A 26,401-nucleotide genomic window follows, 5' to 3' on the forward strand; every position below is an offset into this window, starting at 1 on the left:
TACATGAAAATTACTGATACACATACCCATTTATATATGAAAGAATTTGATGAAGATATTAATTCTGTAATACAAAAAGCTTTTCGTAAAGGAATTAATAGATTTTTTCTTCCTTCTATAGATAGTTCCACTATTCCTCGTATATTAGAATTAGAAAAAAAATATCCTAATATATGTTTTTCTATGATAGGATTACATCCTAATCAAGTTAATCCAGATAACTTAAAAAAAGAATTGAAAAATATTGAAACATGGTTATATAAACATTCCTTTATCTCAATTGGAGAAATCGGAATGGATTTTCATTTGAAAAAAAATTTTTTTTCTGAGCAGAAATATGCTTTTCAGACTCAAATACAATGGGCAAAGCAAAAAAAATTACCTATAGTTATACATTGCAGAGAAGCTTTTGACCAAGTTTTTCATATTTTATCAAAAGAAAAAAATTCTTATATAAGAGGAGTTCTTCATTGTTTTTCAGGAACTTTAGAACAGGCGAAAAAAATAATTGATTTGGGAATCCAATTAGGAATTGGAGGAATAATCACTTTTAAAAAAAATCATGTTAGTCAATTTTTACATCAAATAAGTTTGAATCATATAGTATTAGAAACTGATTCACCTTATCTTTCTCCACATCCTTTTAGAGGAAAAAGAAATGAACCAAAAAATTTAAGAATAATTTTAAAAAAATTGTCACAAATTTATTCTACATCAGAAGAAATAATATCCAATATAATTCATTCGAATGTAGAAAAATTATTTTTTAGAAAATAATTTTTCTACACCATTTTATATGGATTCACTAATTTTTCAAATTCATCATGAGTTAAATATCCTAATCGGATAGCTTCTTCTTTTAATGTAGTATTATTTGCATAAGCAAATTTTGCAATTTCTGCTGATTTTTCATATCCAATATGACTATTGAGTGCTGTAACTAACATCAAAGACCTTTCCAATAAGTCTTTAATTCTTTGATGATTTGGTTTTATTCCTTTTACACAAAAAGAGGAAAATGAACTACAAGCATCTGCAATTAATTGAGAAGATTGCAAAAAATTATATGCCATTAATGGTTTAGCTACATTCAATTGAAAATTTCCTGAAGATCCCGCTATAGAAATAGTGACGTCATTCCCCATAATTTGAGTACAGACCATAATAATAGCTTCGCATTGAGTAGGATTGACTTTTCCAGGCATGATAGAAGATCCAGGCTCATTTTCAGGAAGAAAAATTTCTCCAATTCCTGAACGTGGTCCAGAAGCTAAAAGACGAATATCATTTGATATTTTAATTAAAGAAACTGCTATTTGTTTAAGAGCACTATGAGATTCCACTATTGCATCATGAGATGATAATGCTTCAAATTTATTTTTTGCTACTTGAAAAGGATATCCAGTATATTGACATATATATTCTGTGACTTTTCTATCATATTCTTTAGGAGCATTCAATCCTGTTCCAACAGCTGTTCCTCCTATTGATAATTCAGAAAGATGACTTAAAGTTTTTTTTATAACATTTAATCCATGATCTATTTGAGTAATATATCCTGAAAATTCTTGTTCTAGAGTGATAGGGACAGCATCCATCAGATGTGTTCTTCCTATTTTAATAATGTTATGAAATGATTTTGATTTTTTTTCCAAAGTCCTTTTTAATTCTTGAATAGAAGGAATAGTTTTTTTGACTAATTTTTGATAAGAGGCTATATGCATAGCCGTAGAAAAAGTATCATTAGATGATTGTGACATATTTACATCATCATTAGGATGAATAAAAGATTTAGAATTTCCTAGTTTCTTTCCCATTAAAACATGAGCTCTATTGGATATAACTTCATTAATATTCATGTTGGTATGAGTTCCTGATCCAGTTTGCCATATAACTAAAGGAAATTGATCGTTTAATTTTTTATCTATAATTTCGTCACAAACTAAGGATATCATATCTTTCTTTTTTTTAGATAAAATACCTAATTCAAAGTTAACATGAGCAGCTGCTTTTTTTAATAAAGCAAATGCATGAATAATTTCTATAGGCATAGAAGCTTCTGGTCCGATTCTAAAATTCTTTCTAGATCTTTCTGTTTGTGCTCCCCAATATTTATTAATAGGAACTTTAACAAATCCTAAAGTATCTTTTTCTATTCTATATGTCATTATTCTATTTTTTTTACGAAATTATATAAAATATAAAAATTGTAATCATGCTTATTAAATTTTTAGGATTTTTATTTTTTTTATTTATAACTGTATCTGGTTTTTGGTGTATACTATTTTTATTTTTTTTTAGTATTTATTGGATTATAAGTATGTTAATTAACAAGTTTCTCATCCGTTTCTTTATAAAATATGGTAAAACAAAAAAAACATAAAATACTTAGAAATAAATATTTTTGGATTAGTATTTTTTTCTTGATATGGATATCTTTTTTTGATTCTAATTCTTTAATGTTACATTATAAATTCAAAAAAAATATTCATGAAATGACAAAAAAGAGGAATTTTTTGAAAAAAAAAATTTTATTAGAAGCAATTCAATTGAAGAAACTAACTACAGATACTAAATATCTGGAAAAATTAGCAAGAGAAAAATTTTACATGAAAAAAAAAGATGAAGATTTATTTGTTATATTCAGAACCAATCATGATTCATGATACACAAAAAATTTAACGATTCATATGAATAAGCAAAATACTTAGATCTGAAGGAGATATTCCACTAATTCTTGAAGCTTGAGCTAATGATATGGGACGATAATAATCCAATTTTTCTCTTGCTTCTGAAGAAAGAGATTGAATTGATTTGTAATCGAAATTATTCGGTATTTTAAGATTTTCTAATTTTAATAATTTTTTTGCATTTTTTTCTTCTCTGTCTATGTATCCCTTATATTTGATCCGAATGGAAACTTGTTCCAAAATTTCTTTAGAAAAATCATTTTTTTTAATTTCCTGCATTAAAAATGGTATAGATATGATATCTTGAAGATCGATTTCAGAACGAGATAAAATATTTTCTATTTTTTGATTATGTAAGATCTTAGGAGATTTTTTAGCACATAAAATAGGATTTATAGTTGTTGGATCAAAATTTTTATTTTGAAATAAATACATACATTTTTTTATTTTAGATTTCTTTTTATTTAGTAATACCATTTTTTTTTCTGAAATTAAACCGATGTTGTATCCAATTGGAGTTAATCTTTCATCCGCATTATCTTGTCGTAATAACATTCTATATTCAGCTCTCGAAGTGAACATTCTGTATGGCTCTTTTGTTCCTTTTGTTATCAAATCATCTATTAAAACTCCAATGTAAGACTGATTTCTTTTTAGAATCAATGGTTCTTTATTATGAATTTTTAAATGAACATTAATTCCTGCTATTAATCCTTGTGCAGCAGCTTCTTCATATCCAGTTGTTCCATTAATTTGTCCAGCAAAAAAAAGGTTTTCTATAATTTTGCTTTCTAAAGTAGGTTTTAATTGTTCTGGTGGAAAATAATCGTATTCAATAGCATATCCAGGCTTCAATATTTTTACATTTTCAAAACCAGAAATTTTTTTTAAAGATTTATATTGTATTTCTTCTGGAAAAGAAGTGGAAAATCCATTAACATATACTTCTACGGTATCCCATCCTTCTGGTTCAACAAAAATCGTATGTTCTTTTTTATCTGAAAATCGAAATACTTTTTCTTCTATAGAAGGACAATATCTAGGACTAACTCCTTGAATAGATCCTGTATAAGATGGAGAAAAATTGAAATGATGACGTATAAAATCATGTACTTTTTGATTTGTATAAGTGATGTAACATTTTTTTTGTTTTTCCAATTTATTTGTGTTCCAAAAAAAGGAAAATTTTTTTGGTTCTTCATCTCCATTTTGAGATTTCATTTTTTCGTAATTTAAAGAACGTCCATCTACTCTTGGCGATGTTCCTGTTTTCATTCTTCCAAATCGGAATCCAAAATTTTCAGTTAATTGTTCCGTTATCCCTCTTACTTCTTGTTCCGCAATTCTTCCTCCATTAATTTTATTTTTTCCAATATGAATTTTTCCATTTAAAAAAGTACCATTGGTAAGTACAACTGCTTTCCCTTTAATTTTTACACCAAAAGAAGTTTTTACTCCTTGTATTTTATGTTTTTTCATTATTAAAGATATTACTGTATCTTGATATAAATCTAATTGAGTATTTTTTTCCAGAAATAATCTCCAATAATAAGAAAATAATTTTCTATCACATTGAGCTCTAGGACTCCACATAGCAGGCCCTTTAGATTTATTTAACATTCTAAATTGAATTGTACTGTGGTCGGCAATTATTCCTGAATAACCACCTAAAGCATCTATTTCTCGAATCATTTGACCTTTCGCTATTCCTCCTATAGCTGGATTACATGACATTTGACCTATAGTTTGTAAATTTGTAGTGATGAGCAAAGTTTTAGAACCCATGTTAGAAGATGCAGATGCCGCTTCAACACCAGCATGTCCGCCTCCAACTACAATCACATCATATATATCTGAAAACATGATTTTTTTAAAATTGAAATAAATTTAAATAAAAATCTTCTTTTTTTTTCATAAGTTTTTTATCCATATGATTGTGGTCATCATATCCCAAAAAATGTAATACAGCATGGATCATGACACGTTTTAATTCAGATAAAAAAAATTGATTCCATTCTTTAGAATTTTCATAAACACGATCAACACTAATAAATACATCTCCTGAAATATGTCGATTAACAGAATAATTAAAAGCAAGTACATCTGTATAGAAATTTTTTTTCAAATATTTTTGATTCATATATAAAAGAAAATCATCATGACAAAAAATATAGTTAATATTTCCAATATACATACCTTCATTATTTAGTAAAATACATATCTCCTTAATAAAAAAAGATTTTTTTTTTAGAAAATCAAAATTAGAAATTTCATAAAATAATTTAATCATCATAAAATAAAATTTTTATTTTAGAAAAGTTTTTTATAAATTGTGTACATTTTGATAAAAACAAAAACAATTCCCAACATATTCACTTTATTTAATTTATTTTGTGGATGTGTATCTATAATATTATTACAATATAAAAATTTTAATTATTCCGCTATTTTTACTTTATTTTCAATAATTTTTGATTTTTTAGATGGTTTTTTTTCTAGATTAATAAAAAATAAAAATTTATTTGGAAAGGAATTGGATTCTTTAGCAGATATGGTTTCTTTTGGAGTTGTTCCATCTATTATAGTTTTTTTTTTATTGGAAAAAAAAATTATGATTCCATTTATTGAGTATTCTTCCTTTTTGATTTCCATTTTTTCTGCATTGCGTTTAGCTGAATTCAATGTGACTCCTCGTAAGAATAATTATGTTATAGGACTAACAACACCCGTGAATACTTTATTCTTTTCTTCTTTATCTATTGTCATTACAAATCATACTATTTTTTTTATCGATAAGAAAATCATAAACATTTATATTATTACAATGTTTTTGATGATATTGTTGTCCTGTTATCTCTTAATATCTAAGATAACAATGCTTAGTTTTCATTTTGAAAATTTCTCTTGGAAAAAGAATAAAATACGTTATGTTTTTTTATTGATTAGTACATTTCTTTTATTAACTTTACATATAACAGCTTTACCATGTATTGTTATTTTTTATATAATTACCTCAATTTATTTTCATAATACATTAAAAAAAAAAATTCATAACTAATGAAATTAAAACTTTATCGTCCTGTTTGTTTTTTTGATATAGAAGCAACAGGAATTAACATAGGAAAAGATAGAATTATAGAAATATCTATATTAAAAATATTTCCTAATGAAGAACAAGAAGATAAAACCTGGTTAATTTATCCGGAAATACCTATTCCTCCTCAATCAACAGCAATTCATGGCATTAGAGATGAAGATGTGAAAGGAAAACTTCCATTTAAAGATGTAGCTTTTTCTATTTTTAAAATGATCGAAAATACAGATTTAGCAGGATATAACTCTAATAGATTTGATATTCCAATTTTAGCAGAGGAAATGCTTCGTGCAGGAATATCTTTTGACATTAAAAAACATAGAACTATAGATGTTCAAGTTATTTTTCATAAAATGGAACCTAGAACTCTTTCTGCTGCTTATAAATATTACTGTAATAAAGATCTTATAAAAGCTCATAGTTCAAAATCTGATACATTTGCTACATACGAAATATTATTAGCACAATTAGAAAAATATGAAAAATTAAAAAAAGACATCAAAAGTCTCAATCAATTTTCTCATCAGAAAAATATAGCAGATCTTGCTGGATTTGTAAAAATAGATGATGAGGGAAATGAAATATTCAATTTTGGAAAATACAAAGGAGAAAAAGTTTTTGAAATCTTTGAAAAAGATCCAAACTATTATGGGTGGATACAAAATTCAGATTTTCCTTTGTATACAAAGAAAATATTAACAGGAATTAAACTAAAAAAATTTAACAAATGAATTACACTTATTTTATTCTTGAATCAGGTCTTTAAATCTCATTGAGATAAAATTTGTAAGATCTTTCCCATACAGTAACCCTTTGGATAATAAGGTCAAATTCAAAGCTTCTTGTATAATTGTTTTTCTTTTTTCTTCTGACATTTCTTTTAATATTTTTTTCATCAAAACATGATTTGCATTGATAATCAACTGATAATATTTATCTTTTTCTACTATATCTTTTCCTATAGTAGAGTTCATTTCTCTTATTCTTCTTAAAAATTCTGGAATCACTATCATAAAAGGATTTTCTTTTATAGGTAAATCTTCTAATTTTATGGAAAATTGTAAATTTTCCATGAGATGAGACTCAATCAAATTTTTTAAATCTTGTTTTTCTTTTTCAGAAAGATCTGAATTAATTTTTTTTTCTTTTTTAGAAACAATCAATTTATCAATATGATCTGAATCCACTCGTACAAAACAAATATCTTGATAAGACAATTCTAATTTCTGTATTAAATGAACTGAAAGTGGACTATCCAAAATTAAAACTTCATAAAATCTATCTTTTGCATATTGAATATAACTATATTGTTTTTCTCGATCAGAAGAATAAAGAAAAACAATTTTACCTTCTTTATTTTTTTGATATTCTTTAATTTTATTTTTTAATTCTTCTAATGTAAAATAATTTTTATCTACAGTATGAAAAATAAAAAATTTGATAGCTTTATCAAAAAAATTTTGTGTACTAATCATCCCATATTCTATTATGATTTTTATATCTTTCCATTTATTTTGAAAATCTTCCCTATTTTTTCGGAACATAGCATCTAGTTTATCAGCTACTTTTCTAGTTATATATTTAGATATATTTTTAACAGATGGATCAGATTGTAAATGAGAACGTGATACGTTCAGAGGAATATCTGTAGAATCTATAACTCCTCTTAATAAACTAAGAAAATCTGGAACTACTCCTTCTAAATTATCTGTAATATAAACCTGATTTTGATACAAATGAATTTTTTCTTTTTGTATATCTATTTTTTTTTCTATTTTAGGGAAATATAAAATTCCCGTTAGATGAAAAGGATGATCTATATTTAGATGGATCCAAAATAAGGGGTCTTCTAATTGATTTGTATATAATTCATGATAAAAATCTAAATAATTTTTATCGTTTAACTGAATTGGATTTTTTTTCCAGGTTGGATGAATATTATTAATAACAATTTCTTTTTCTTGATTATCCTGTTTTGATGATAAACAGATTTTTACAGACATGAATTTACAATACTTATGTAATAATTTTAAAATATAATCGTACTCTAAAAATTTTTTACTCTCTTCATTAATAGATAGAATTATTTCAGTTCCTCTATCTCTTTTTTCAATTTCTTTCATGATGAAATTTGGATCCCCTTCACAAGACCAAAATATGGATGATGCATTTTTTTTATAAGATTGAGTAAATATTATAACTTTATTTGATACCATAAAAGAAGAATAAAATCCTAACCCAAAATGGCCAATAATATTAGAATCTTTTAAATTTTTGTACTTTTTAATAAATTCTTCAGCTCCAGAAAAAGCTATTTGATTAATATATTTATTCACTTCTTCTTGAGTCATACCTATTCCATTGTCCAAAATATGAAGTGTACTATTTTTCTGATCTATGATAATTTTAACTTGAAAATTATCAACAATATCATATAAATTTTCTAGTTTAATTAAAGTTTTTAATTTTACAACAGCATCTACAGCATTAGAAACTAATTCACGTAAAAAAACCTCTTGATCTGAATAAAGAAATTTTTTAATAATAGGAAAAATATTATCTGAAGTAACACTAATTTTATTTTTATTCATTTGTAAGAAATTTATCAAAAGTAGGACTATAACTCATATTATGAAAATAATGTCATTTTTTTTTCAAAAATAAAGAATCAACAAATTTTTTTCTATCAAATACTTTTAAATCTTGTATTTTTTCTCCTATTCCTAAATATTGGATAGGAATTTTAAATTGATCCATTATTCCTATCACTACTCCTCCTTTAGCAGTACCTTCTATTTTGGTTAAAATAATAGAGGAAATTTTAACAAAATGAGTAAATTTTTTTACCTGTTCAAAAGCATTTTGACCAATTGTAGCATCTAAAACGAGTATAATTTCATTAGGAGATTCAGGTATTATTTTTTTCATAACTCTACTCATTTTAGAAAGTTCTTCCATAAGACTGATTCTATTTTGCAATCTTCCAGCTGTATCAATTAGTACAACATCTTTTTTTTTATTTTTTGCAGATTGTAAAGTATCATATGCCACAGATGCTGGATCCGCAGACATATGTTGTTTAATTAAAGGAACTTCAGCCTTATTTGCCCATATTTCAAGTTGATTAATAGCCGCAGCTCTAAATGTATCTGCAGCACCTATCATAACATGAAAACCTTTTTTCTTTAAAAGAAAAGCTAATTTTCCAATTGTTGTTGTTTTTCCTACCCCATTCACTCCAACTATAAGTATGACATATGGTCTTTGACTTTCATTGATTTTTTCTTCTAAAGATATGTTTTCAATATTGGTAAAAAGATTTTCAATCTCTTTTTTAAGAAAATTAAATAGATTTTGCGAATCTTTATATTTTTTTATTTCTTTTTCTAAATTAGAGATAATTTTTATGGTAGTTTTTGTTCCTACATCTGCAGATAATAAAATTTCTTCTATATGGTCAACAACATTGATATCTATTTTTGATTTCTTCAAGAATAGATTTTTAATTTTTGAGAAAAAAGATATTCTAGTTTTTTTGAATTCGTTATTCAACGTTTGATTCATTTGTTAAAAACATTATAATTCATTTTTTTTTTGTAAAAAAAACCTTAGTCTCTTCATAAGGAATCATTTTATTTTCAAAAGTATAATAACCTGATTTTTTAGATTTCATTATTTTTATGGCTAAAGTCATTTTTTTTGAACTTTTTTTTTCTTTCTTGTCAACTACTTTTTTAGATATTTTAGACATTTATTTAATTTCTTTATGAATTGTATATTTTCTTAATATTGGATTATATTTTCTTAATTCCATTCTATTTGGATTATTCTTTTTATTTTTTGTTGTCACGTATCTAGAACAACCAGAGATTCCAGTTTTTTTTTGTTCAGAACATTCTAATATGACTTGTATTCTATTTCCTTTTTTTGCCATTGTTAAAATTTTAATTTATTTTATATTTAAAACGTTTTAAAACCTTTTCGATTCCTATTTTATTAATAAGTTTTACAGTAGAAACGCAAATTTTTAAAGTGATCCATTTTTTTTCTTTTGTTAAAAAAAAGCGTTTTTTACATAAATTAATGTTGAAACGACGTTTTCTCTTATTATTAGCATGAGAAATTTTGTTTCCTATCATTACTTTTTTTCCTGTCAATTCACAAATTTTTGACATAACTATTTTTTTTTTAACTTGCCAATGTGAGTCCGTATCAACGAAAACGAATTCGGATGCAAAATTTAAATATAGGAATATAAAATATAAAAGACAAAAGATATTTCATGTCAGGACATAGCAAATGGTCAAATATACAACATAGAAAATCGAATCAAGACTTCAAAAAATCTAAAAAATTTTCTAAAATTATTAAAGAAATTTCTGTAGCAGTAAAAGAATCAGGAACAAATAGTTATCGTTTTAAAAATGCAGTTTTAAATGCTAAATCAGTCAATATTCCTAAAAGAACTATAGACAAAGCTGTAGAAAAAGCTTTGCAAGCTAAAAAAAATAATTATAGGAACTTAAATATAGAAGGACTGATTCACGGTATCAGTCTAATTCTAGAATGTATAACGGATAATAGTATTCGAACAACTTCAAATATAAGAATACTTTTTAATAAAAATGGAGGAAGATTATGTAATAATGGAGAATTAATTCATTTTTTTCATAAAATGGGTATTTTTTATATAGAAAAAAAAGATATTCGTTATATCATGGATGATTTTGAACTTATGACAATAGATTTTGGAGCTAAAAATTTTGTAAAAAATGATAATATGATCTACTTATATACAGATTTTGAATATTTTGGATCTATGAAAAATAATTTAGAAAAGTTAAAAATATTCCATAAATATAAAATAGAATATATACCTAAACAGATCAAATATATTTCAGAAGAAAGTCAGAGTAAAGTTTTAGACTTTATTGAAAAACTTTATCTTAATGAAGATGTAGAAAATATTTACTCAAATATAAATAAAAAGTAGAATGTCCTATCGCATTTTTTTTATTATAAAAAATGAGGAAAGTCCGGACACCGTAGAGCAACACAATGGGTAATTCCCATCCATCGTGAGATGAGGAATAGTGCAACAGAAAGAACGTACAGAAAAATTCAGAAAAATTGCTGTAGTGAAATCATGTAAACTCTGTGTGGTGAAATGCCATGTATACCGGAAAACTGGCTTGGTTGAGACCGGGGGGTAGGCAGATTGAGATCATGGGTAACCTAGATCCTAGATAAATGATAGGTGTAAAAACAGAATCCGGCTTACAATTCTACTTTTTGGAGAGATGGCCGAGAGGATTAAGGCGCACGTCTGGAAAGCGTGTTCACAAAAAAGTGTCAAGGGTTCGAATCCCTTTCTCTCCGTTTTTTTTATAAATTTTCTATATCTTTCAATTTTCTTTCTATTAAACCAGTTCTAACACCTAATAATCGATCTATATCTTTAGAAGCTCCTTGTAATTTATCTTGTGCTTGATGAAGTAGTAATCCAAATTTTGTAAATTCCTGTTTGACACTTTCTAAAATTTTCCATACTTCAGAACTTCTTTTTTGAATAGCTAAAGTTCTGAAACCTATTTGTAAACTGTTTAACATAGCAGCTAATGTGGATGGACCAGCTATCACTGTTTTGTATTTTCTTAATAATTCTTCTAACAAACTAGAATTTTTTGTAATTTCAGCATATATTCCTTCAAAAGGCAAAAAAAGAATAGCAAAATCAGTAGTATGTGGAGGATCTATATATTTATCTTTAATATTTTTAGCCATTTTTTTTATCACAGATTCCATATTTTTTATAGCTATTTCTATATTCTTTTTTTCTCCATCAGAATAAGCTCTTTGTATTTTTTCATAAGTTTCTTTTGGAAACTTAACATCAATAGGTAACCAAATCATATTTCCATCTTCAAATCCTGGAAGTTTAATTGCAAATTCTACTACAAAATTTGTATTAGATTTTGTCACAACATTAGAAGCATATTGTTCTGGAGATAAAATTTGTTGTAAAAGCATTGAAAGTTGCATTTCGCTAAAACTTCCACATATTTTTACATGATTTAAAGTTCTTTTTAAAGAACTCACATCTTTAGCCAAAATTTTCATTTCTCCTAATCCTTCTTGTAAAAAGAATAATTGATTTCCAATTATTTCGAACGATTTCCCTAAATGTGTATTTAAAGAAGTTTGAAGTTTATCATTAACGTTTTTTTTTATTTCATTAAGTTCTTTCTCAATAATTTGGATAAATTTATCCTGTGAAGTATAAAAAAAATCGAATTTTTTACTTTGATGATCAGCATAAAACTGTATTTTTTGGTCAATGTTATTTTGAAAAATTTCGATATTTTTTGTTAAAGAATTTTTGATTTCAATCAAAGAATCTACGATTTCTGTTCTATGATATTTAGATAATTTTTGAATTTCATTTTGTTGATCTTTAAATTCTTTTCTAAAGAATAATTCCAATTTTATAAAAAAAAATATACATATAAGAAAAATAAAAAACGAAAAAAATATAAATGAATAATACATTCAAATTCAAAAAAAAATAGCGGGAATAGGACTCGAACCTATGACCTTCGGGTTATGAGCCCGACGAGCTACCAACTGCTCCATCCCGCGAATATTTAATAATATAATGTTTTTCATCTACAAAATCAAATATTATTCATTCATTTTATTCATCCATTCATAGATATTAGAAATTCCTCATTATTTTGAGTTCTAGACATTCTAGATCTTAAAAATTCCATAGCTTCTACTGGATTCATATCGGAAAGATGTTTTCGTAAAATCCACATTCTTTGTAATGTATTCGTATCGAGTAAAAGATCATCTTTTCTTGTACTAGAAGAAACAAGATCAATAGCCGGATAAATTCGTTTATTCGCTATTTTTCTATCTAATTGAAGTTCTTTATTTCCAGTTCCTTTAAATTCTTCAAATATAACTTCGTCCATTTTTGATCCTGTATCAATCATAGCTGTAGCAATTATAGATAAAGATCCTCCATTCTCAATATTTCTAGCCGCGCCAAAAAATCTTTTAGGTCTATGCAAGGCATTTGCATCTACTCCTCCTGATAAAACCTTTCCAGATGCAGGAGCTACAGTGTTATAGGCACGTGCTAAACGCGTAATTGAATCTAGCAAAATCACTACATCATGTGAACATTCTACCATTCTTTTTGCTTTTTGCAAAACAATATTAGCAACTTTAACATGTCTATCAGCCGGTTCATCAAAAGTAGAAGCAATAACTTCTCCTCTTACATTTCTCTGCATATCTGTTACTTCTTCTGGACGTTCATCAATTAATAATATAATTAAATATACTTCAGGATGATTAGCTGCAATAGCATTTGCTATTTCTTTTAATAAAGTAGTTTTTCCTGTTTTAGGAGGAGCGACAATCATTCCTCTTTGTCCTTTTCCTATAGGAGTAAAAAGATCTACAATTCTTGTGGAAAGAGTTGCGTTTTTTTCGGCTAACTTAAATTTTTCATTTGGAAATAATGGAGTTAAATGCTCAAAAGAATTTCTATTCCTTACAAAAGAAGGAGATCTTCCATTAATCTCAAGAATTTTAATTAATGGAAAATATTTTTCTCCATCTTTAGGCGGTCTAACTTCTCCTCTGATTGTATCTCCTGTCCTCATTCCAAAAAGCCTAATTTGAGATTGAGAAACGTAAATATCATCAGGAGATGATAAATAATTAAAATCGGAAGATCTTAAAAATCCATAATTTTCTGGCATAATTTCTAATACTCCTTCACTTATTATGATTCCTTCAAACTCATATTCAGGAGTGCGATATTTATTATGATAAATTTTTTGTGATCCCATTTCTGATCCATGAGCATGAGATTGAGATGATGAAACATTTTGAATATCATGTTTATCGTTTTTTTTCCAATTAGAAAAATTTTGATGTTTTTTTTGAAATCTTGTGGATTCTTCAGAAAATTTAGAATTATAAATTTTTGAATGTTCTTGAGAAATCAATTTTCTTTTTTTAGATTCAATACTTTTTCGAATTTTAAATTCTTTTTTTAAAGGATTCTCTCTTTTTGAATTTGAAGTAGAAGTATTTTTATTATTAAAAATAGAAATAATTTTTTCTAAAAGTTCGTTCTTTCGTAATTGTGTACATTTTTTTAATCCTGATGAACGAGCAATCTCCTGTAATTCAAAAAGCTTTTTACTTTTTAATTCAGTAATATCAAACATAAAGTGATTGGTTTTTATATATGTATATGCTTGGTAAGTAATATACTTTATTAGTGTAATAATAACTTATGAAAAAAATAACTTAGAAACGATAAATACAATTATACAAAAAATTAATTTGAACTTAAATAAAAAATTAAAAAAATAATTTAATATGTTATATAGAATACAATCACTGTACTTACTGATTTCAATTTTTATTTATTCTTTTTCCATATATTTTTTTTATAAAAAACAAATTATAATTTTTACAATTATATGTTTATTGTTATCTATTTTGAGTTTTTTATTTTTTAATAAAAAAAAATTACAAATTTATTTAAATAAAATTAATATACTTTCTAATATAATTCATGTAATAATAATTTTTTTTTCATATTCATATTATGATAAATACACATTGTGTTTAATACTCTTTTTTTTATTATTATGTATATACATTTTATTTATGGCGAATAGAGCTATAAAAAAAGATATCGAATTAATCGATTCTATAAATCGAATACGATGAATAAAAATGTAAAGAATTTTTATAAAGATTAAAAAAATGAAAAAAACTTCATTGATTAAAAAGTTAGAAGTTTATAAAAAGGAATTTGATGAAATTTCAAAATCTATCATACAACCCAATATTATATCTGATGAAAAAAAATATAAAATATTATTAAATAAATACAAAAAATTAGAAAAAATAGTTTCTATTTATGAAAAGTATAAGAAAAAATTAGTTTTCTTAAAAGAAATCAATTTCATTTTAGAAAATGATTCAGATACGGAAATGAGGGAACTAGCTTTAACAGAAAAACACAAAGTTTTAAGTAATTTATCTTCTATTGAAAAGGAATCTTACAATCTTCTATTTTCTTCAAAAAAAGAATCTGAATATCAAATAGATTCAGAAGATCATAGAAATGCTGTTATACTTGAATTACGTTCCGGAACAGGAGGAGATGAAGCATGTCTTTTTGTCGAAGATATATTGAGAATGTACACGATGTATTTTAAAAAATCAGGATGGAAATATAAAATTTTACATGTACAAAAAGGAGGAACAAAAGGATATAAAGAAGTGATTTTAGATATCAATGGAGAAAAAGGAGTATATGGAAATTTAAAATTTGAATCAGGAGTACACAGAGTCCAACGAATTCCAAAAACAGAATCTCAAGGAAGAGTTCATACATCTGCGATAACTGTTGCAGTTTTTCCTAGAGTAAAAGATATAGAAGTAAATATTAATTTATCTGATATAAAAAAAGATACATTTCGATCTAGTGGATCTGGTGGACAACATGTCAATAAAACAGAATCTGCTGTACGATTAACTCATATTCCCAGTAAAATTACAGTAGAATGTCAAGAAGAACGTTCTCAACATAAAAATTTTGAAAAAGCAATAAGCGTTTTAAGATCACGTATTTATCAACGTGAAAAAGAAAAAAGATTAAAAAAAATATCTACAAAAAGAAAGTCTTTAGTCTCAACAGGAGACCGTTCTGTAAAAATTAGAACCTACAATTATCCTAAAAACAGAGTTACGGATCATAGAATTCACAAATCTATTTATAATTTTTCAGAATTTATGAATGGAAATATACAACAAATGATTGATATGTTAAAATTTTTTGAAAAAAAATAATATTCTAATATAGATTATCTAAAAAATTAGTGTTATAATTTCCTTTTAAAAATTCATTGTTTTGCATAAGTTTTTTTAGGAAAGGAATAGTAGTATGAATTCCTTCTATTACAAATTCATCTAAAGAACGACGCATTTTTTCAATAGTTTCTTTTCTACTTTTTGCAGTCGCAATTATCTTAGCAATCATAGAATCATAATAATGTGGAACAATGTATCCTGCATAAATGTGTGTATCAACACGGACACCTTTTCCTCCAGGCAAATGCATTTGAGTTATTTGACCAGGGGCTGGACGAAAATTACGATTTGGTTCTTCTGCATTAATTCTACATTCTATAGAATACATTTTTGGATAAAAATTTTTTTTTTTAGAAAGTTTTTTTCCATAAGCTAAAAATATTTGTTCTTGAATCAAATCTAAACCTGTTATTTCCTCAGTTATCGTATGTTCAACTTGTATTCTTGGATTCATTTCCATAAAATAAAAATTTTTCTTTTGATCTAGCAAAAATTCTATAGTACCTACTCCTTCATAACGAAGATATTCAACTGCTTTTATAGCTTCTTCTCCCATTTTTTTTCTCAAAAATGGAGTTAAAAATGGAGAAGGAGCTTCTTCTACTAATTTTTGATTTCTTCTTTGAATAGAACAATCTCTTTCTGACAAATGATATGCTGATCCATATCTATCTCCCATAATTTGGATTTCTATATGTCTTGGATTTAAAATGAATTTTTCTATATATAGATCTTTTTTTCTAAAACAAGACCAAGCCTCTTTTTTAGCTTCTTCCCAAGAATTTTTTAAATGATTTTTACCTAAAACAGATCGTATTCCTCTTCCTCCACCTCCAGAAACAGCTTTTATAATAATCGGATATCCAATTTTATCTGCAATTTTTTCTATCTCTTTATAAGAAGATTCAACAAAACAATCAGATCCAGGTAAACAAGAAATACCAATTTTTTTCATAGTTTTTTTAGCGGAAATTTTATTTCCCATTTGAATCATATGGTTTGGATTAGCTCCAATAAATTTGATTCCATGTTTATAACACATAGAAGAAAAATATGCATTTTCAGATAAAAACCCATATCCAGGATGAATGGCATCTGCATTTGTAATTTCTGCCGCCGAAATTAAATTCGGAATATTTAAATAAGATTGAGATGGAAGTGGTGGGCCAATACATACAGCTTCGTCCGCAAAATAAACATGAAGACTATGTTTATCTACTGTAGAATAAACAGCTACAGTTTGAATTCCCATTTCTTTAACTGTTCTTATAATTCGTAAAGCAATTTCTCCACGATTAGCTATTAATATTTTTTTAAACATAAAAATTTAAAAATTAGGATCTAAAAGAAATAAAGGCTGATCATAATCAACAGGAGTAGCATCTTCCACTAAAACTTTAATGAGTTTTCCATTCACTTCAGATTCAATCTCATTAAAAAGTTTCATTGCCTCTATCACACAAACTTTCGTTCCTATTTTTATTTTATCTCCTATTTTTACAAAAGGTTCTTGATCTGGATGAGGTTTTCTGTAAAAAGTTCCGATCATAGGTGATTTGATAGTTAAATATTGATTTTTTTCTTCTTGACAAAATCTATCATAAAAATCAGAAGAAGAAGATTTTTGACTAACAGAATGACATGAGGGTTTTTCATTATTAAATATTCTGTTTTTCATGTATATTTCAGTATTTTCTAATTTTATTCTTATTTCATCAATATTAGAATTTGAAATGAATTGAATCAGGGATTTGATTTTTTTTAAATCCATAATTTATATTATATATTGTCTTTCTTATTTTTATTATATAGTATTTTTCCTCTATAATAAAGCTTGTCTTCATACCAGTGAGCATGATGATATAAATGTTTTTGATTTGTTAAAGGACATTTTTTTAATAAAGGTTCTTTTATTTTAAAATGACTTCTTCTCTTATTTCTTCTCGATTTAGATTGTCTTCTTTTAGGATGGGCCATAATTTATGATATTAAACAAATTACTAATTTAGAAAGAAATAAAATTAAATGTGTTAAATAATTTTTATTATCTTTCGGAAAGAAACGAAATTATTTCTTATGTTTTATGTTAACTAGACGTAGTGAAAATTATTCAAAATGGTATAATGAAATTGTTGTTAAATCTGGGTTAGCAGAATTTTCAGGAGTACGTGGTTTTATGATTATAAAACCATATGGATACTCTTTATGGGATAGAATGAAAACAATATTAGATAAAATGTTAAAATTAACTGGACATCAAAATGTTTATTTTCCTTCACTTATTCCAAAATCATATTTTTCAAAAGAAAAAGACCATACTGAAATTTTTTCTGAAGGATGTGGGATTGTGACTCATTATAGATTAAAAAAAAATCAAGAAAATTTTATCGTTGACCCTGAGTCTAAGTTACAAGAAGAACTAATAATTCGACCAACTTCAGAGAGTATAATATGGAAGACTTATAAAGGGTGGATTCAATCTTATAGAGATTTACCTATTTTATTCAATCAGTGGGGAAATGCACTGAGATGGGAAATGCGAACTCGTTTATTTATTAGAACTACAGAATTTTTGTGGCAAGAAGGACATACCGCTCATTCTACAAAAAAAGAAGCAATAGAAGAGGCTCTCAAAATATTAAATATCTATACAGATTTTTCAGAAAAATTTATGGCTATTCCAGTATTACAAGGGATCAAGCCATATATGGATAAATTTTCTGGTTCAGAAAAAACATATTGTATCGAAGCACTCATGCAAGATGGAAAAGCTTTACAAATTGGAACTTCACATTTTTTAGGACAAAATTTTTCAAAAGCTTTTGATGTAAAATTTACTAATTTTAACGGAAAAAAAGAATATGCATGGTCTACTTCTTGGGGAGTCTCTACCAGATTAATAGGTGGATTAATCATGTCGCATTCTGATGATAGAGGTTTAATTTTACCTCCTAAAATAGCTCCTATACAAATTATTATTATTCCTATATATTCTGAAGAGAGATATGATATAATTAATAAAATGGCAAAAAAAATTTTAAATGTTTTAGAAAAGGAAAAAATACGAGTTCAATATGATGATAGAATTATATTGACTCCTGGATGGAAATTTCATGAATACGAAATGAAAGGAATTCCCATACGAATCAGTATCGGAAAAAATGAAATAAAAAATGAAAAAGTAGAGATTTTTAGAAGAGATACATATGAAAAAATATGTATACCTTGGATCAATTTAAAAAATTCAATTCCAAAATTATTAGATGAAATTCAAAAAAATATTTATCAAAAAGCATTTCAAAGAACTCAAAAATTAATTATTAAATCAGATCATTACAATGATTTTAAAGAAAAAATAAATCATTCTGGAGGATTCATTTTAGCTCATTGGGATGGAAAAAAAAATACAGGTAAAAAAATTCAAGAAGAAACAGAAGCAACCATACGTTGTATTCCTATACATAATGAAAAAGAAAAAGGAAAATGTATTTATTCTGGAAATACTTCTTTACAAAGAGTTGTTTTTTCTAAATCTTATTGAAGATTTTTTAATTTTCCCTTAAAATTATTTAAAGATGAATAGTTTTTTTTTTCTAAAATAAAAATCAATTCTTTTTTTAATCTTTCAAACACAGAAACACCCTCTTTCATAAATTGTGTTCCAATTTGAACAGCGGTAGCTCCACATAATATGTGTTCAAAAATATCTTTCCCAGAAGAAATACCTCCACATCCTATAATGGAAATATCTTTCCGAAGATAAGTATAAAATTTATGAATATTAGCTAATGCAAATGGCTTGATTATTGATCCACCTATTCCTCCAAATCCTTTTTTAGGTCGTATTACTACTGATTCTTTATTGACATCAATAAAAATTCCATTAGGTAAACTATTAATACAAGTCACAAAAAAAATAGGAAATCGATTTAAAATCAAAGCCATATTCTTAATATGGATATCATGAAAATATGGAGGAAGTTTAATTCCTAAAGGTTTTTTGTTAAATCGAAATATGTTTTCTATAAAATTTGAAATACCATCAAAATTACAATCTAACATTTCTTTTTTTTCAATAATATTTGGACAAGATAAATTTAATTCTATAGCAGTAATTTTTGAAGATTGGTTTGCTTTTTGAATCAGTAAATAATTCTCTTCTGTAGATAATCCAGATATAGAAAGGAAAATAGGTTTATTTATTTTATTTTTTTCTAAAAAATTTAAATAAAAATTAATTCCAAGATTGGGTAATCCCATAGAATTTATACTTCCTATGTTCCATTCAAAATATCTAGGAGAAATATTTCCTTCTCTTGGTTTATATGTACAACTTTTTGTAACAACTCCACCAGAATAACTATTTAATAAATTAGATAGTTCTTGATCTGTTGTACAAAGAACACCTGAAGCATTCATAATGCATAATGGAAGTTTAATTCCATTTATACTAGCAGTAATATCTATTTTTTTCATAGTCATATACATAATTTTAATAATATCCAAGTATAAAATTTTTAACTTTACCAAAACAGCTGTTTTATATTTTTTATGGAAGAAAAAGAACAATTCTTTTTAGAAATTTACAATTTAGGAATCATAAAGTTTGGAAATTTTACACTAAAAAGTGGAATGAATTCTCCTATATATATAGATTTTCGTCCAATAGCTTCTAGACCAGACTTATTAATAAAATTATCAGATTTATTAATTCATGAAGTGAGATCTTATAATTATGATTTTGAACTCATTTGTGGAGTTCCATATGCTGCGTTACCTATAGCTACTACTTTATCTTTAAGATCTAAAATTCCATTAATTATTAAAAGAAAAGAAAATAAAGGATATGGAACAGAAAAAATGATTGAAGGAATATATAAAATAGGACAAAGTTGCCTGATTATAGAAGATGTTATTACAAGTGGAGATAGTTTGTTAAAAACTGTCATAGACCTTGAAAAAGAAGGATTAATAATTAAAAATATTATGTCTATTCTTGACAGAGAACAAGGAGGAATAGAAAACATAAAAAAAAGAGGATATAACATTCGAACTTTATTTCGAATAGGAGAAATTTTTAAAATTTTGGAAAATCAACGTTTTTTAAAAGAAAAAGAAATACATATGATTCAATTTTTTTTCATAAAGAAAAATATGAAAAACACTAAAAACAAACGAATTTCTTATGAAGAAAAAAAAGAAAAAATCCTTCACCCTATAGGAAAAAAACTTATTGATATTACGTTGAAAAAAAAAACAAATTTGATAGTTTCTGCGGACTTAATATCTACTAAAAATATTTTAAAATTAGTAAATTTAATTGGAGATAGAATTTGTGGATTAAAACTTCACGTAGATATTATAGATGATTTTTCATATTCATTTATACAATCTCTTAAAAAGATTTCTATAGAAAAAAAATTTTTATTGTTAGAAGATAGAAAATTATGTGATGTCAGTTATACTAATTATCTTCAATTACATTACGGAATACATAAAATTTCTTCTTGGGCAGATCTTGTTACCGCGCATGTATTTGCTGGTAGTATGAGTATTCAAAATTTGAATATTCCTTCTAATATGGGATTAATTACAATATCTGAAATGTCTTCCTATGGAAGACTATCGGATGATCATTATATAAGAAAAGCACTAAATATTTCTTTAAAAAATCCAAAAGTCATTGGGACCGTCGCACAAAGAAAAGTAGATGATCGATTGTTATTGTTTACACCTGGTATTCATTTTTATGAAAATGAAAATAATGTAGGAAATAGTTATATTCATCCTGTTCAAGCTTTTGAAAAAAACGGAAGTGATTTTATTATTGTAGGAAAAGCTATTTATCAATCTCATAATCCAAAAATAGCAGCAGAAGAGTACAGAAAAGCAGGATGGAAAGCTTATGAAAATGGACTTGAATAAATATATGAAATGAGTTTTTTTTTAAAAAAATTCATGATACTGATCATATTTTTATTTAATTTGTCATATTTTTTAATAATAAATTATTTCAATCAAATTGGTTTAAATTTTAAGTATGGAATGGATAAATTCGTTAATTAGTTGTTTTATGATACTTTTTAGCATTATAGATATATTGGGTAATGCTCCCATAATTATGGGATTTAAATCAAAAGGAAACATTATAGACACAAAAAAAGTTATAATTACTTCTCTTGTAATATTTTTATCTTTTCTTTTTTTAGGACAACCTATGCTTAAAATCATTGGAGTTGATGTTCATTCTTTTTCTGTCGCTGGATCCATAGTATTATTTTTGATAGGTTTAGAAATGATATTGGGAATCGATCTTCATAAAGTTACGGAAAATGCTCAAACTTCCATTGTTCCAATAGCTTTCCCACTTATAGCTGGACCTGGTTCTTTAACTACTTTAATTTCATTAAGAGCGACTTATGATGTAAACATTATTCTTTTATCTCTTCTTTTAAATATGATAGTAGTTTATTTTGTCATTGATAAATGTGATTTTATAGCCGAAAAAATAGGAAATAATGGTTTAGATATTTTAAAGAAAATATTTGGTATCGTTTTATTAGCTTTTGCAGTAAAAATTTTTGGTGCTAATGCAGGTCAGTTATTTCAACAATGATTCCTTATTATTTTATTAAAAATATTTATAATAGATTCATTTATATTTTTAAATTCAGGTAAATAAAACGATTTGTAAATTAAAACAATATTAAAATTTTTATTTCTCATATTTTTTATCAAAATTGATCTGTTTAAAAAAAAAGAAGCTTTTAACAAACGTTTTATTTTATTTCTGTGAACTGATTTTTTAAAATTTTTTTTTTACTAGAGTTCCAGCTAGATGAAGTAATAGATCTTTTTTATTTCTCTCTTTTAAGAGATGAACAGATAAAACAGGATATATAAATAAATATTTTCCATTTTTTATTACTTCTTCAAAAGTATTTTTTTCTTTGAATCGCATTTACATTTATAATTTATTCACAATCTACTATAAATTCTTCTAATTTTGAAACCATTCCTTTTGGACCACAAATCAATGGAGATCTTTGATGTAATTTAGTGGGTTCTATGTCTAAAATGCGCTGATTTCCATCAGAAGCTTTTCCTCCAGCTTGTTCTGATAAAAAAGCCATGGGATTGCATTCATAAAGTAATCTTAATTTTCCTTCTGGATAAGAAGCTGTTTTAGGATAAATATATATACCTCCTTGTATTAGATTCCTATGAAAATCTCCAACTAAAGATCCAATATATCTTGCTGTGTAAGGACGATTATCTTTTTTTTCTTGACAATATCTAATAAATTTTTTAATTCCATTAGAAAATTTATAATAATTTCCTTCATTAATAGAATAAATTTTTTCCATTTTAGGAAAACAAATATTGTAATGAGATAAGTAAAACGTTCCAAATGAAGGATCTAAAGTAAATCCATGTACTCCATTTCCAGCACTATATACTAATATAGTAGAAGATCCATAAATAATATATCCTGCAAGAATTTGTTGATTTCCTTTTTGCAAAAAATCTTCTATTGTTAAATTCATTTTAATAGGAGATTTTCTCATATATACAGAAAATATAGTTCCAATAGAAACATTGACATCTATATTAGAAGAACCATCAAGCGGATCTATTAAAACAATATATTGATTTTGAGAAATATCTTCTTGTTTTCCTTTTATCACTATAAAATCTTTACTTTCTTCAGAAGCTATTCCACAAACAACATTTCTACTTTTAAAAGATTCAATAAAAACTCTATGAGCGAATTGATCTAATTTTTGTTGATTTTCTCCTTGAACATTAGTAATACCAGAACTTCCTATAATTTCTTCTGTTAATCCTGCTTTATTGACTTCTTTATGAATAGCTTTAGAAGCTAATTTGATAGAACTAAATAATCGCAATAATGATTCCGTTGAATATGAAAAACGATCTCTATTCTTTATAATAAACTCTCCTAATGTATACATGTATCTCTCAAGAAATACTTTATAGACATAAAGATCAGATTTTTTTTTAAAATTTTATAATCATCTTTTAATTTATATATATTATTAATTTTTCTAAAGTTATTATGAATTTTATATATTTCTATTAATTTTATCGTTTAATGAGAATTATACAAATATCATTAATATTGTTATGGCGTACATGGTTTTTTTTTATCAATATATTTTTAATTCCATTATGGGCAGGAGCTTCTATTCCATTTCTATTTAAAGATAAATACTATCCTATTGCATATTGGTTTCACCAAATGTGGGCTAGAAGTAATCTTTTTTTTATGGGTTTTTGGTATGTATTAGAAAAAGATAAAGAAATATTAGATAAAAATCAACAATACGTAATTATCAGCAATCATAGTTCTATTATGGATATTATGTTAATTTATTCTTTGATGAGAAATCATCCTTTAGTTTTTGTTGGGAAAGCAGAATTAGCTAAACTTCCTTTTTTTGGATTTGTTTATAAAAAAAGTAATATTCTTATTGAAAGAAAAAATTTATCAAGTTGTATACAAGTATTTAATAAAATAAAAAATAAAATAGATTCTGGAAAAAGTGTTTGTATTTTTCCAGAAGGAGGAGTTCCTAAACCTTATATTTTCTTGGATCATTTTAAGAGTGGAGCTTTTTTTATCGCTATTATAAAAAAAATACCTATTATTCCTTTTACTATAGCTGACATCAAAAAAAAATTTCCTAGTTCTTCTATTATCAGAGGAGGACCAGGAAAAATAAGGATCAAACAACATCACTCTATATCAACAAAAAACTTATCCTTGAAAGACAAGGATATGTTGAAAAAAAAATGTTTTAATTTAATCAAATATCAATTAGAAAAATTTGAACGTGAAAAAAAAAGTAGTTAATTATTATCCGTGAACTCCGTGAACAAAAAGATTCATATTTATACTGACGGTTCTTCAAAAGGAAATCCTGGTCCAGGAGGATATGGAATTTTTATAGAAATATTTTTTGGACATTTATACAATAGAAAAATAATTTCAGAAGGATTCCGTTATACAACTAACAATAGAATGGAACTATTATCAGTCATCATAGGATTAGAAAAAATAGAAAATAAAAAACAAAATATTTCCGTGTTTACTGATTCAAAATATATCGTCAATACGATCCAAAAAAAATGGATTTACAAATGGGAAAAAACTGATTTTAAAAATAAAAAAAATGTGGATTTATGGAAAAGATTTTTAAATTTATTTGACAAACATTTTGTTGTATTTTATTGGATAAAAAGTCACAATAATCATTATATCAATGATTATTGCGATCGATTATCTGTAAATGCCTCAAAAAGAAAAAATCTAAAAATAGATTACGTATATGAGTATGAAAAACAGATATAAGAAATATTTTTATATAGCATAATTTCTTTGTCTAATAATTTCATATATAATTATAGACATTGCATTACTAACATTTAATGAATCTATATTTCCAAACATAGGAATAGTTATAATTTTGTTAGCTTTTTTTAACCAAATATTAGATACTCCTTGATTTTCAGAACCAAAAACAATAGCAATGTTATTCTCATGTAAAAATTTAGTTTGGTATAAATTTATTGCTTTTTTATGTTTATCAAATCCTGTTGTGATAATTTTTATTTTATTTTTTTGTAACCAATCCATGATTGATTCTATTTTTTCCAGACAAATATTTCTTGTAAAAATGCTTCCTAAACTACATCTAATAATATTAGAATTATACATATAAGTCTTCATATTACATAATATAATAATGTGAATATTAGCAGCGTCAGCTATTCTTAACATAGCTCCTATATTACCAGGTTTTTCTATCCCATCTAGGATAAGTATCAAATAAGAATTATTTTTATTGATTTTGATATTTTTTAATTGATTTATATATTTCTTTTCTTTAAACAAAGTGATGATTCCACCCGAATTCTCTCTATATGCTAATTTTTTAAAAATTTTTATATTAATCATAAAAGTTATGGAATCAAATGACTGAATTATACTATACTTATGAAATATTTTATCACATATAAATATTCTAATCGGTAAAAAATTACCTTTTATTGCCATTTCAAATTCTTTTATTCCTTCAACAAGAAGGGTATTCATATATTTTTTTTTTTGATAAATTTTTATCAAATCTTTAATTTTTGTATTTTGAATACTATATATTTTTTTCATACTTTATTTAATGATTTATAAAAATGATATGGTATATATGAATATAGCTATTGAACGTTCAAAATTATCTTTTTGTAAAAAAAAAAAAGTAGGTTCTGTCATAGTTAAAAATAATGAAATTATATCTGATGGATATAACCGTACCCCAAATGGATTTAGTGATATATGCGAAGATCATAATGGAAATACAAAATGGTATGTTTTACATGCAGAAGCAAACGCCATATTAAAAATGGCTTATTCTTCTTTATCTTGTAAAGGAGCATCCATATACATTACTCACTTTCCATGTAAAGAATGTTGTAAACTAATTTATTTATCTAATATAAAAAGAGTCATCTATTTGTATGAAAAAAATGATGAAAGATTATATTTTTTGAAAAAAGCTAAAATAATAATAGAACAACTTTTTTAAAAATAAAAAAACCCAGGTGGCGAAATAGGTAGACGCGCTGGACTCAAAATCCAGTGATTTTTATATCATGCGGGTTCAAATCCCGCTCTGGGTATTTTTCT

At 25.4% G+C, this 26,401-nt stretch carries 31 protein-coding genes, 3 tRNA genes and 1 other RNA gene; 16 read left to right on the top strand and 19 right to left on the bottom strand.

Annotated elements, in window-relative coordinates:
• The first annotated feature begins 3 nt into the window (after nucleotides 1–3).
• Nucleotides 4–777, top strand: coding sequence for a TatD family hydrolase (locus H0H55_RS00510; protein WP_185861360.1), 774 nt, complete (start codon nucleotides 4–6; stop codon nucleotides 775–777).
• Nucleotides 778–782: 5 nt separating this feature from the next.
• On the opposite strand, the gene fumC is transcribed toward H0H55_RS00510, so the two are convergent.
• The gene (gene fumC / locus H0H55_RS00515; RefSeq protein ID WP_185861361.1) at nucleotides 783–2,168 is read right to left on the bottom strand and encodes a class II fumarate hydratase; all 1,386 of its coding nucleotides are present in this window, start codon (nucleotides 2,166–2,168) and stop codon (nucleotides 783–785) included.
• A 192-nt stretch (nucleotides 2,169–2,360) separates the two neighbouring features.
• Between fumC and H0H55_RS00520 the strand changes: the two genes are divergently transcribed.
• On the top strand, nucleotides 2,361–2,666 hold the full coding sequence (locus H0H55_RS00520; RefSeq protein ID WP_185861362.1) for an FtsB family cell division protein: 306 nt from the start codon (nucleotides 2,361–2,363) through the stop codon (nucleotides 2,664–2,666).
• Nucleotides 2,667–2,678: 12 nt separating this feature from the next.
• On the opposite strand, the gene mnmG is transcribed toward H0H55_RS00520, so the two are convergent.
• Nucleotides 2,679–4,553: a tRNA uridine-5-carboxymethylaminomethyl(34) synthesis enzyme MnmG gene (mnmG, locus tag H0H55_RS00525; protein ID WP_185861363.1), complete on the bottom strand. Its 1,875-nt coding sequence runs from the start codon at nucleotides 4,551–4,553 to the stop codon at nucleotides 2,679–2,681.
• A 7-nt stretch (nucleotides 4,554–4,560) separates the two neighbouring features.
• Nucleotides 4,561–4,983: an rRNA maturation RNase YbeY gene (ybeY, locus tag H0H55_RS00530; protein WP_317168407.1), complete on the bottom strand. Its 423-nt coding sequence runs from the start codon at nucleotides 4,981–4,983 to the stop codon at nucleotides 4,561–4,563.
• Nucleotides 4,984–5,022: 39 nt separating this feature from the next.
• On the opposite strand from ybeY, the gene pssA reads away from it, so the two are divergent.
• Nucleotides 5,023–5,748 carry a CDP-diacylglycerol--serine O-phosphatidyltransferase gene (gene pssA, locus H0H55_RS00535; protein ID WP_317168408.1) on the top strand — a complete coding sequence of 242 codons (726 nt, stop codon included), beginning with the start codon at nucleotides 5,023–5,025 and terminating at the stop codon, nucleotides 5,746–5,748.
• A complete protein-coding gene (locus H0H55_RS00540) occupies nucleotides 5,748–6,515 on the top strand; it encodes a 3'-5' exonuclease (RefSeq protein ID WP_185861364.1) in 768 nt (255 codons plus the stop codon). Before pssA ends, H0H55_RS00540 begins: the two co-directional genes overlap by 1 nt.
• Before the next feature lie 12 nt (nucleotides 6,516–6,527).
• Here the strand turns inward: H0H55_RS00540 and htpG are convergent, their stop codons facing one another.
• From htpG to rpmB, 5 genes are read right to left on the bottom strand one after another with little or no spacing between them, the layout of a single operon-like run.
• On the bottom strand, nucleotides 6,528–8,375 hold the full coding sequence (htpG, locus tag H0H55_RS00545; RefSeq protein WP_185861365.1) for a molecular chaperone HtpG: 1,848 nt from the start codon (nucleotides 8,373–8,375) through the stop codon (nucleotides 6,528–6,530).
• 52 nt (nucleotides 8,376–8,427) lie between these two features.
• A complete protein-coding gene (gene ftsY / locus H0H55_RS00550) occupies nucleotides 8,428–9,348 on the bottom strand; it encodes a signal recognition particle-docking protein FtsY (protein ID WP_185861366.1) in 921 nt (306 codons plus the stop codon).
• Between the two features lie 19 nt (nucleotides 9,349–9,367).
• Nucleotides 9,368–9,535, bottom strand: a complete 168-nt coding sequence (locus H0H55_RS00555) for a DUF4295 family protein (protein WP_394798765.1) — start codon at nucleotides 9,533–9,535, stop codon at nucleotides 9,368–9,370.
• A complete protein-coding gene (gene rpmG, locus H0H55_RS00560; protein ID WP_185861367.1) occupies nucleotides 9,536–9,718 on the bottom strand; it encodes a 50S ribosomal protein L33 in 183 nt (60 codons plus the stop codon). It abuts the gene before it with no gap.
• 10 nt (nucleotides 9,719–9,728) lie between these two features.
• A complete protein-coding gene (gene rpmB / locus H0H55_RS00565; RefSeq protein WP_185861368.1) occupies nucleotides 9,729–9,959 on the bottom strand; it encodes a 50S ribosomal protein L28 in 231 nt (76 codons plus the stop codon).
• Nucleotides 9,960–10,066: 107 nt separating this feature from the next.
• On the opposite strand from rpmB, the gene H0H55_RS00570 reads away from it, so the two are divergent.
• The 3 genes from H0H55_RS00570 to H0H55_RS00580 all read left to right on the top strand — a co-directional run bounded on the left by H0H55_RS00570 (nucleotide 10,067) and on the right by H0H55_RS00580 (nucleotide 11,163).
• Nucleotides 10,067–10,777 carry a YebC/PmpR family DNA-binding transcriptional regulator gene (locus tag H0H55_RS00570; protein WP_185861369.1) on the top strand — a complete coding sequence of 237 codons (711 nt, stop codon included), beginning with the start codon at nucleotides 10,067–10,069 and terminating at the stop codon, nucleotides 10,775–10,777.
• An RNA gene (gene rnpB, locus H0H55_RS00575) (RNase P RNA component class A) lies at nucleotides 10,771–11,080 on the top strand. The genes H0H55_RS00570 and rnpB overlap by 7 nt, the downstream gene beginning before the upstream one ends.
• Nucleotides 11,079–11,163, top strand: a tRNA-Ser gene (locus H0H55_RS00580). Before rnpB ends, H0H55_RS00580 begins: the two co-directional genes overlap by 2 nt.
• Nucleotides 11,164–11,169: 6 nt before the next feature.
• Here the strand turns inward: H0H55_RS00580 and H0H55_RS00585 are convergent.
• The 3 genes from H0H55_RS00585 to rho all read right to left on the bottom strand — a co-directional run bounded on the left by H0H55_RS00585 (nucleotide 11,170) and on the right by rho (nucleotide 14,033).
• Complete coding sequence (locus H0H55_RS00585; protein ID WP_238784171.1) at nucleotides 11,170–12,267, bottom strand: DNA recombination protein RmuC; 1,098 nt, start codon at nucleotides 12,265–12,267, stop codon at nucleotides 11,170–11,172.
• An 83-nt stretch (nucleotides 12,268–12,350) separates the two neighbouring features.
• A tRNA-Met gene (locus tag H0H55_RS00590) sits at nucleotides 12,351–12,423 on the bottom strand.
• Between the two features lie 59 nt (nucleotides 12,424–12,482).
• Entirely contained in the window at nucleotides 12,483–14,033 is a 1,551-nt protein-coding gene (gene rho / locus H0H55_RS00595; RefSeq protein ID WP_185861371.1) for a transcription termination factor Rho, read from the bottom strand.
• A 154-nt stretch (nucleotides 14,034–14,187) separates the two neighbouring features.
• On the opposite strand from rho, the gene H0H55_RS00600 reads away from it, so the two are divergent.
• A complete protein-coding gene (locus H0H55_RS00600) occupies nucleotides 14,188–14,544 on the top strand; it encodes a DUF4293 family protein (RefSeq protein ID WP_185861372.1) in 357 nt (118 codons plus the stop codon).
• 36 nt (nucleotides 14,545–14,580) lie between these two features.
• Complete coding sequence (gene prfA, locus H0H55_RS00605) at nucleotides 14,581–15,672, top strand: peptide chain release factor 1 (RefSeq protein ID WP_185861373.1); 1,092 nt, start codon at nucleotides 14,581–14,583, stop codon at nucleotides 15,670–15,672.
• Nucleotides 15,673–15,676: 4 nt separating this feature from the next.
• Here the strand turns inward: prfA and accC are convergent, their stop codons facing one another.
• Genes accC through rpmF form a run of 3 tightly spaced genes read right to left on the bottom strand, consistent with a single transcriptional unit; the run spans nucleotide 15,677 to nucleotide 17,670 of the window.
• Nucleotides 15,677–17,014: an acetyl-CoA carboxylase biotin carboxylase subunit gene (accC, locus tag H0H55_RS00610; RefSeq protein ID WP_185861374.1), complete on the bottom strand. Its 1,338-nt coding sequence runs from the start codon at nucleotides 17,012–17,014 to the stop codon at nucleotides 15,677–15,679.
• A 6-nt stretch (nucleotides 17,015–17,020) separates the two neighbouring features.
• On the bottom strand, nucleotides 17,021–17,464 hold the full coding sequence (accB, locus tag H0H55_RS00615) for an acetyl-CoA carboxylase biotin carboxyl carrier protein (RefSeq protein ID WP_185861375.1): 444 nt from the start codon (nucleotides 17,462–17,464) through the stop codon (nucleotides 17,021–17,023).
• 8 nt (nucleotides 17,465–17,472) lie between these two features.
• Entirely contained in the window at nucleotides 17,473–17,670 is a 198-nt protein-coding gene (gene rpmF / locus H0H55_RS00620) for a 50S ribosomal protein L32 (protein WP_185861376.1), read from the bottom strand.
• Nucleotides 17,671–17,776: 106 nt separating this feature from the next.
• Here rpmF and proS point away from each other — a divergent pair, with 106 nt between their 5' ends.
• Nucleotides 17,777–19,234 carry a proline--tRNA ligase gene (gene proS, locus H0H55_RS00625; RefSeq protein ID WP_185861377.1) on the top strand — a complete coding sequence of 486 codons (1,458 nt, stop codon included), beginning with the start codon at nucleotides 17,777–17,779 and terminating at the stop codon, nucleotides 19,232–19,234.
• Here the strand turns inward: proS and H0H55_RS00630 are convergent.
• Complete coding sequence (locus tag H0H55_RS00630; RefSeq protein WP_394798766.1) at nucleotides 19,228–20,169, bottom strand: dihydroorotate oxidase; 942 nt, start codon at nucleotides 20,167–20,169, stop codon at nucleotides 19,228–19,230. The genes proS and H0H55_RS00630 overlap by 7 nt on opposite strands.
• Nucleotides 20,170–20,244: 75 nt before the next feature.
• Here H0H55_RS00630 and pyrF point away from each other — a divergent pair, with 75 nt between their 5' ends.
• A complete protein-coding gene (pyrF, locus tag H0H55_RS00635; protein ID WP_185861378.1) occupies nucleotides 20,245–21,618 on the top strand; it encodes an orotidine-5'-phosphate decarboxylase in 1,374 nt (457 codons plus the stop codon).
• A gap of 115 nt (nucleotides 21,619–21,733) precedes the next feature.
• Nucleotides 21,734–22,309: a MarC family protein gene (locus tag H0H55_RS00640; RefSeq protein ID WP_185861379.1), complete on the top strand. Its 576-nt coding sequence runs from the start codon at nucleotides 21,734–21,736 to the stop codon at nucleotides 22,307–22,309.
• On the opposite strand, the gene H0H55_RS03125 is transcribed toward H0H55_RS00640, so the two are convergent.
• Genes H0H55_RS03125 through fbp form a run of 3 tightly spaced genes read right to left on the bottom strand, consistent with a single transcriptional unit; the run spans nucleotide 22,300 to nucleotide 23,669 of the window.
• Nucleotides 22,300–22,467, bottom strand: coding sequence for a hypothetical protein (locus tag H0H55_RS03125; RefSeq protein WP_394798767.1), 168 nt, complete (start codon nucleotides 22,465–22,467; stop codon nucleotides 22,300–22,302). The two genes, H0H55_RS00640 and H0H55_RS03125, sit on opposite strands and share 10 nt — an antisense overlap.
• Before the next feature lie 31 nt (nucleotides 22,468–22,498).
• Entirely contained in the window at nucleotides 22,499–22,654 is a 156-nt protein-coding gene (locus tag H0H55_RS00650) for a hypothetical protein (protein ID WP_185861380.1), read from the bottom strand.
• A gap of 13 nt (nucleotides 22,655–22,667) precedes the next feature.
• A complete protein-coding gene (gene fbp / locus H0H55_RS00655; RefSeq protein ID WP_185861381.1) occupies nucleotides 22,668–23,669 on the bottom strand; it encodes a class 1 fructose-bisphosphatase in 1,002 nt (333 codons plus the stop codon).
• Between the two features lie 140 nt (nucleotides 23,670–23,809).
• Here fbp and H0H55_RS00660 point away from each other — a divergent pair, with 140 nt between their 5' ends.
• Both H0H55_RS00660 and H0H55_RS00665 read left to right on the top strand, forming a co-directional pair.
• Nucleotides 23,810–24,571, top strand: coding sequence for a lysophospholipid acyltransferase family protein (locus tag H0H55_RS00660; protein ID WP_185861382.1), 762 nt, complete (start codon nucleotides 23,810–23,812; stop codon nucleotides 24,569–24,571).
• A gap of 18 nt (nucleotides 24,572–24,589) precedes the next feature.
• Nucleotides 24,590–25,069, top strand: coding sequence for a ribonuclease HI (locus tag H0H55_RS00665; protein ID WP_185861383.1), 480 nt, complete (start codon nucleotides 24,590–24,592; stop codon nucleotides 25,067–25,069).
• Nucleotides 25,070–25,078: 9 nt separating this feature from the next.
• On the opposite strand, the gene H0H55_RS00670 is transcribed toward H0H55_RS00665, so the two are convergent.
• Nucleotides 25,079–25,885, bottom strand: a complete 807-nt coding sequence (locus H0H55_RS00670) for a TrmH family RNA methyltransferase (protein ID WP_185861384.1) — start codon at nucleotides 25,883–25,885, stop codon at nucleotides 25,079–25,081.
• 37 nt (nucleotides 25,886–25,922) lie between these two features.
• Between H0H55_RS00670 and H0H55_RS00675 the strand changes: the two genes are divergently transcribed.
• Complete coding sequence (locus H0H55_RS00675) at nucleotides 25,923–26,300, top strand: deoxycytidylate deaminase (protein WP_238784172.1); 378 nt, start codon at nucleotides 25,923–25,925, stop codon at nucleotides 26,298–26,300.
• Nucleotides 26,301–26,310: 10 nt separating this feature from the next.
• Nucleotides 26,311–26,394: transfer RNA gene (locus H0H55_RS00680), tRNA-Leu, on the top strand.
• Nucleotides 26,395–26,401: the final 7 nt, after the last annotated feature.

This window comes from Blattabacterium cuenoti (assembly GCF_014251795.1).
Taxonomy (GTDB): Bacteria; Bacteroidota; Bacteroidia; order Flavobacteriales; family Blattabacteriaceae; genus Blattabacterium; species Blattabacterium cuenoti_AB.

Bases quoted from the DNA above. Each gene is read 5' to 3' on its own strand.
- H0H55_RS00510 (WP_185861360.1), top strand. From the start codon at position 4: ATGAAAATTACTGATACACATACCCATTTATATATGAAAGAATTTGAT.
- fumC (WP_185861361.1), bottom strand. From the start codon at position 2,168: ATGACATATAGAATAGAAAAAGATACTTTAGGATTTGTTAAAGTTCCT.
- H0H55_RS00520 (WP_185861362.1), top strand. From the start codon at position 2,361: ATGGTAAAACAAAAAAAACATAAAATACTTAGAAATAAATATTTTTGG.
- mnmG (WP_185861363.1), bottom strand. From the start codon at position 4,553: ATGTTTTCAGATATATATGATGTGATTGTAGTTGGAGGCGGACATGCT.
- ybeY (WP_317168407.1), bottom strand. From the start codon at position 4,983: ATGATGATTAAATTATTTTATGAAATTTCTAATTTTGATTTTCTAAAA.
- H0H55_RS00540 (WP_185861364.1), top strand. From the start codon at position 5,748: ATGAAATTAAAACTTTATCGTCCTGTTTGTTTTTTTGATATAGAAGCA.
- htpG (WP_185861365.1), bottom strand. From the start codon at position 8,375: ATGAATAAAAATAAAATTAGTGTTACTTCAGATAATATTTTTCCTATT.
- ftsY (WP_185861366.1), bottom strand. From the start codon at position 9,348: ATGAATCAAACGTTGAATAACGAATTCAAAAAAACTAGAATATCTTTT.
- H0H55_RS00555 (WP_394798765.1), bottom strand. From the start codon at position 9,535: ATGTCTAAAATATCTAAAAAAGTAGTTGACAAGAAAGAAAAAAAAAGT.
- rpmG (WP_185861367.1), bottom strand. From the start codon at position 9,718: ATGGCAAAAAAAGGAAATAGAATACAAGTCATATTAGAATGTTCTGAA.
- rpmB (WP_185861368.1), bottom strand. From the start codon at position 9,959: ATGTCAAAAATTTGTGAATTGACAGGAAAAAAAGTAATGATAGGAAAC.
- H0H55_RS00570 (WP_185861369.1), top strand. From the start codon at position 10,067: ATGTCAGGACATAGCAAATGGTCAAATATACAACATAGAAAATCGAAT.
- rho (WP_185861371.1), bottom strand. From the start codon at position 14,033: ATGTTTGATATTACTGAATTAAAAAGTAAAAAGCTTTTTGAATTACAG.
- H0H55_RS00600 (WP_185861372.1), top strand. From the start codon at position 14,188: ATGTTATATAGAATACAATCACTGTACTTACTGATTTCAATTTTTATT.
- prfA (WP_185861373.1), top strand. From the start codon at position 14,581: ATGAAAAAAACTTCATTGATTAAAAAGTTAGAAGTTTATAAAAAGGAA.
- accC (WP_185861374.1), bottom strand. From the start codon at position 17,014: ATGTTTAAAAAAATATTAATAGCTAATCGTGGAGAAATTGCTTTACGA.
- accB (WP_185861375.1), bottom strand. From the start codon at position 17,464: ATGGATTTAAAAAAAATCAAATCCCTGATTCAATTCATTTCAAATTCT.
- rpmF (WP_185861376.1), bottom strand. From the start codon at position 17,670: ATGGCCCATCCTAAAAGAAGACAATCTAAATCGAGAAGAAATAAGAGA.
- proS (WP_185861377.1), top strand. From the start codon at position 17,777: ATGTTAACTAGACGTAGTGAAAATTATTCAAAATGGTATAATGAAATT.
- H0H55_RS00630 (WP_394798766.1), bottom strand. From the start codon at position 20,169: ATGAAAAAAATAGATATTACTGCTAGTATAAATGGAATTAAACTTCCA.
- pyrF (WP_185861378.1), top strand. From the start codon at position 20,245: ATGGAAGAAAAAGAACAATTCTTTTTAGAAATTTACAATTTAGGAATC.
- H0H55_RS00640 (WP_185861379.1), top strand. From the start codon at position 21,734: ATGGAATGGATAAATTCGTTAATTAGTTGTTTTATGATACTTTTTAGC.
- H0H55_RS00650 (WP_185861380.1), bottom strand. From the start codon at position 22,654: ATGCGATTCAAAGAAAAAAATACTTTTGAAGAAGTAATAAAAAATGGA.
- fbp (WP_185861381.1), bottom strand. From the start codon at position 23,669: ATGTATACATTAGGAGAGTTTATTATAAAGAATAGAGATCGTTTTTCA.
- H0H55_RS00660 (WP_185861382.1), top strand. From the start codon at position 23,810: ATGAGAATTATACAAATATCATTAATATTGTTATGGCGTACATGGTTT.
- H0H55_RS00670 (WP_185861384.1), bottom strand. From the start codon at position 25,885: ATGAAAAAAATATATAGTATTCAAAATACAAAAATTAAAGATTTGATA.
- H0H55_RS00675 (WP_238784172.1), top strand. From the start codon at position 25,923: ATGAATATAGCTATTGAACGTTCAAAATTATCTTTTTGTAAAAAAAAA.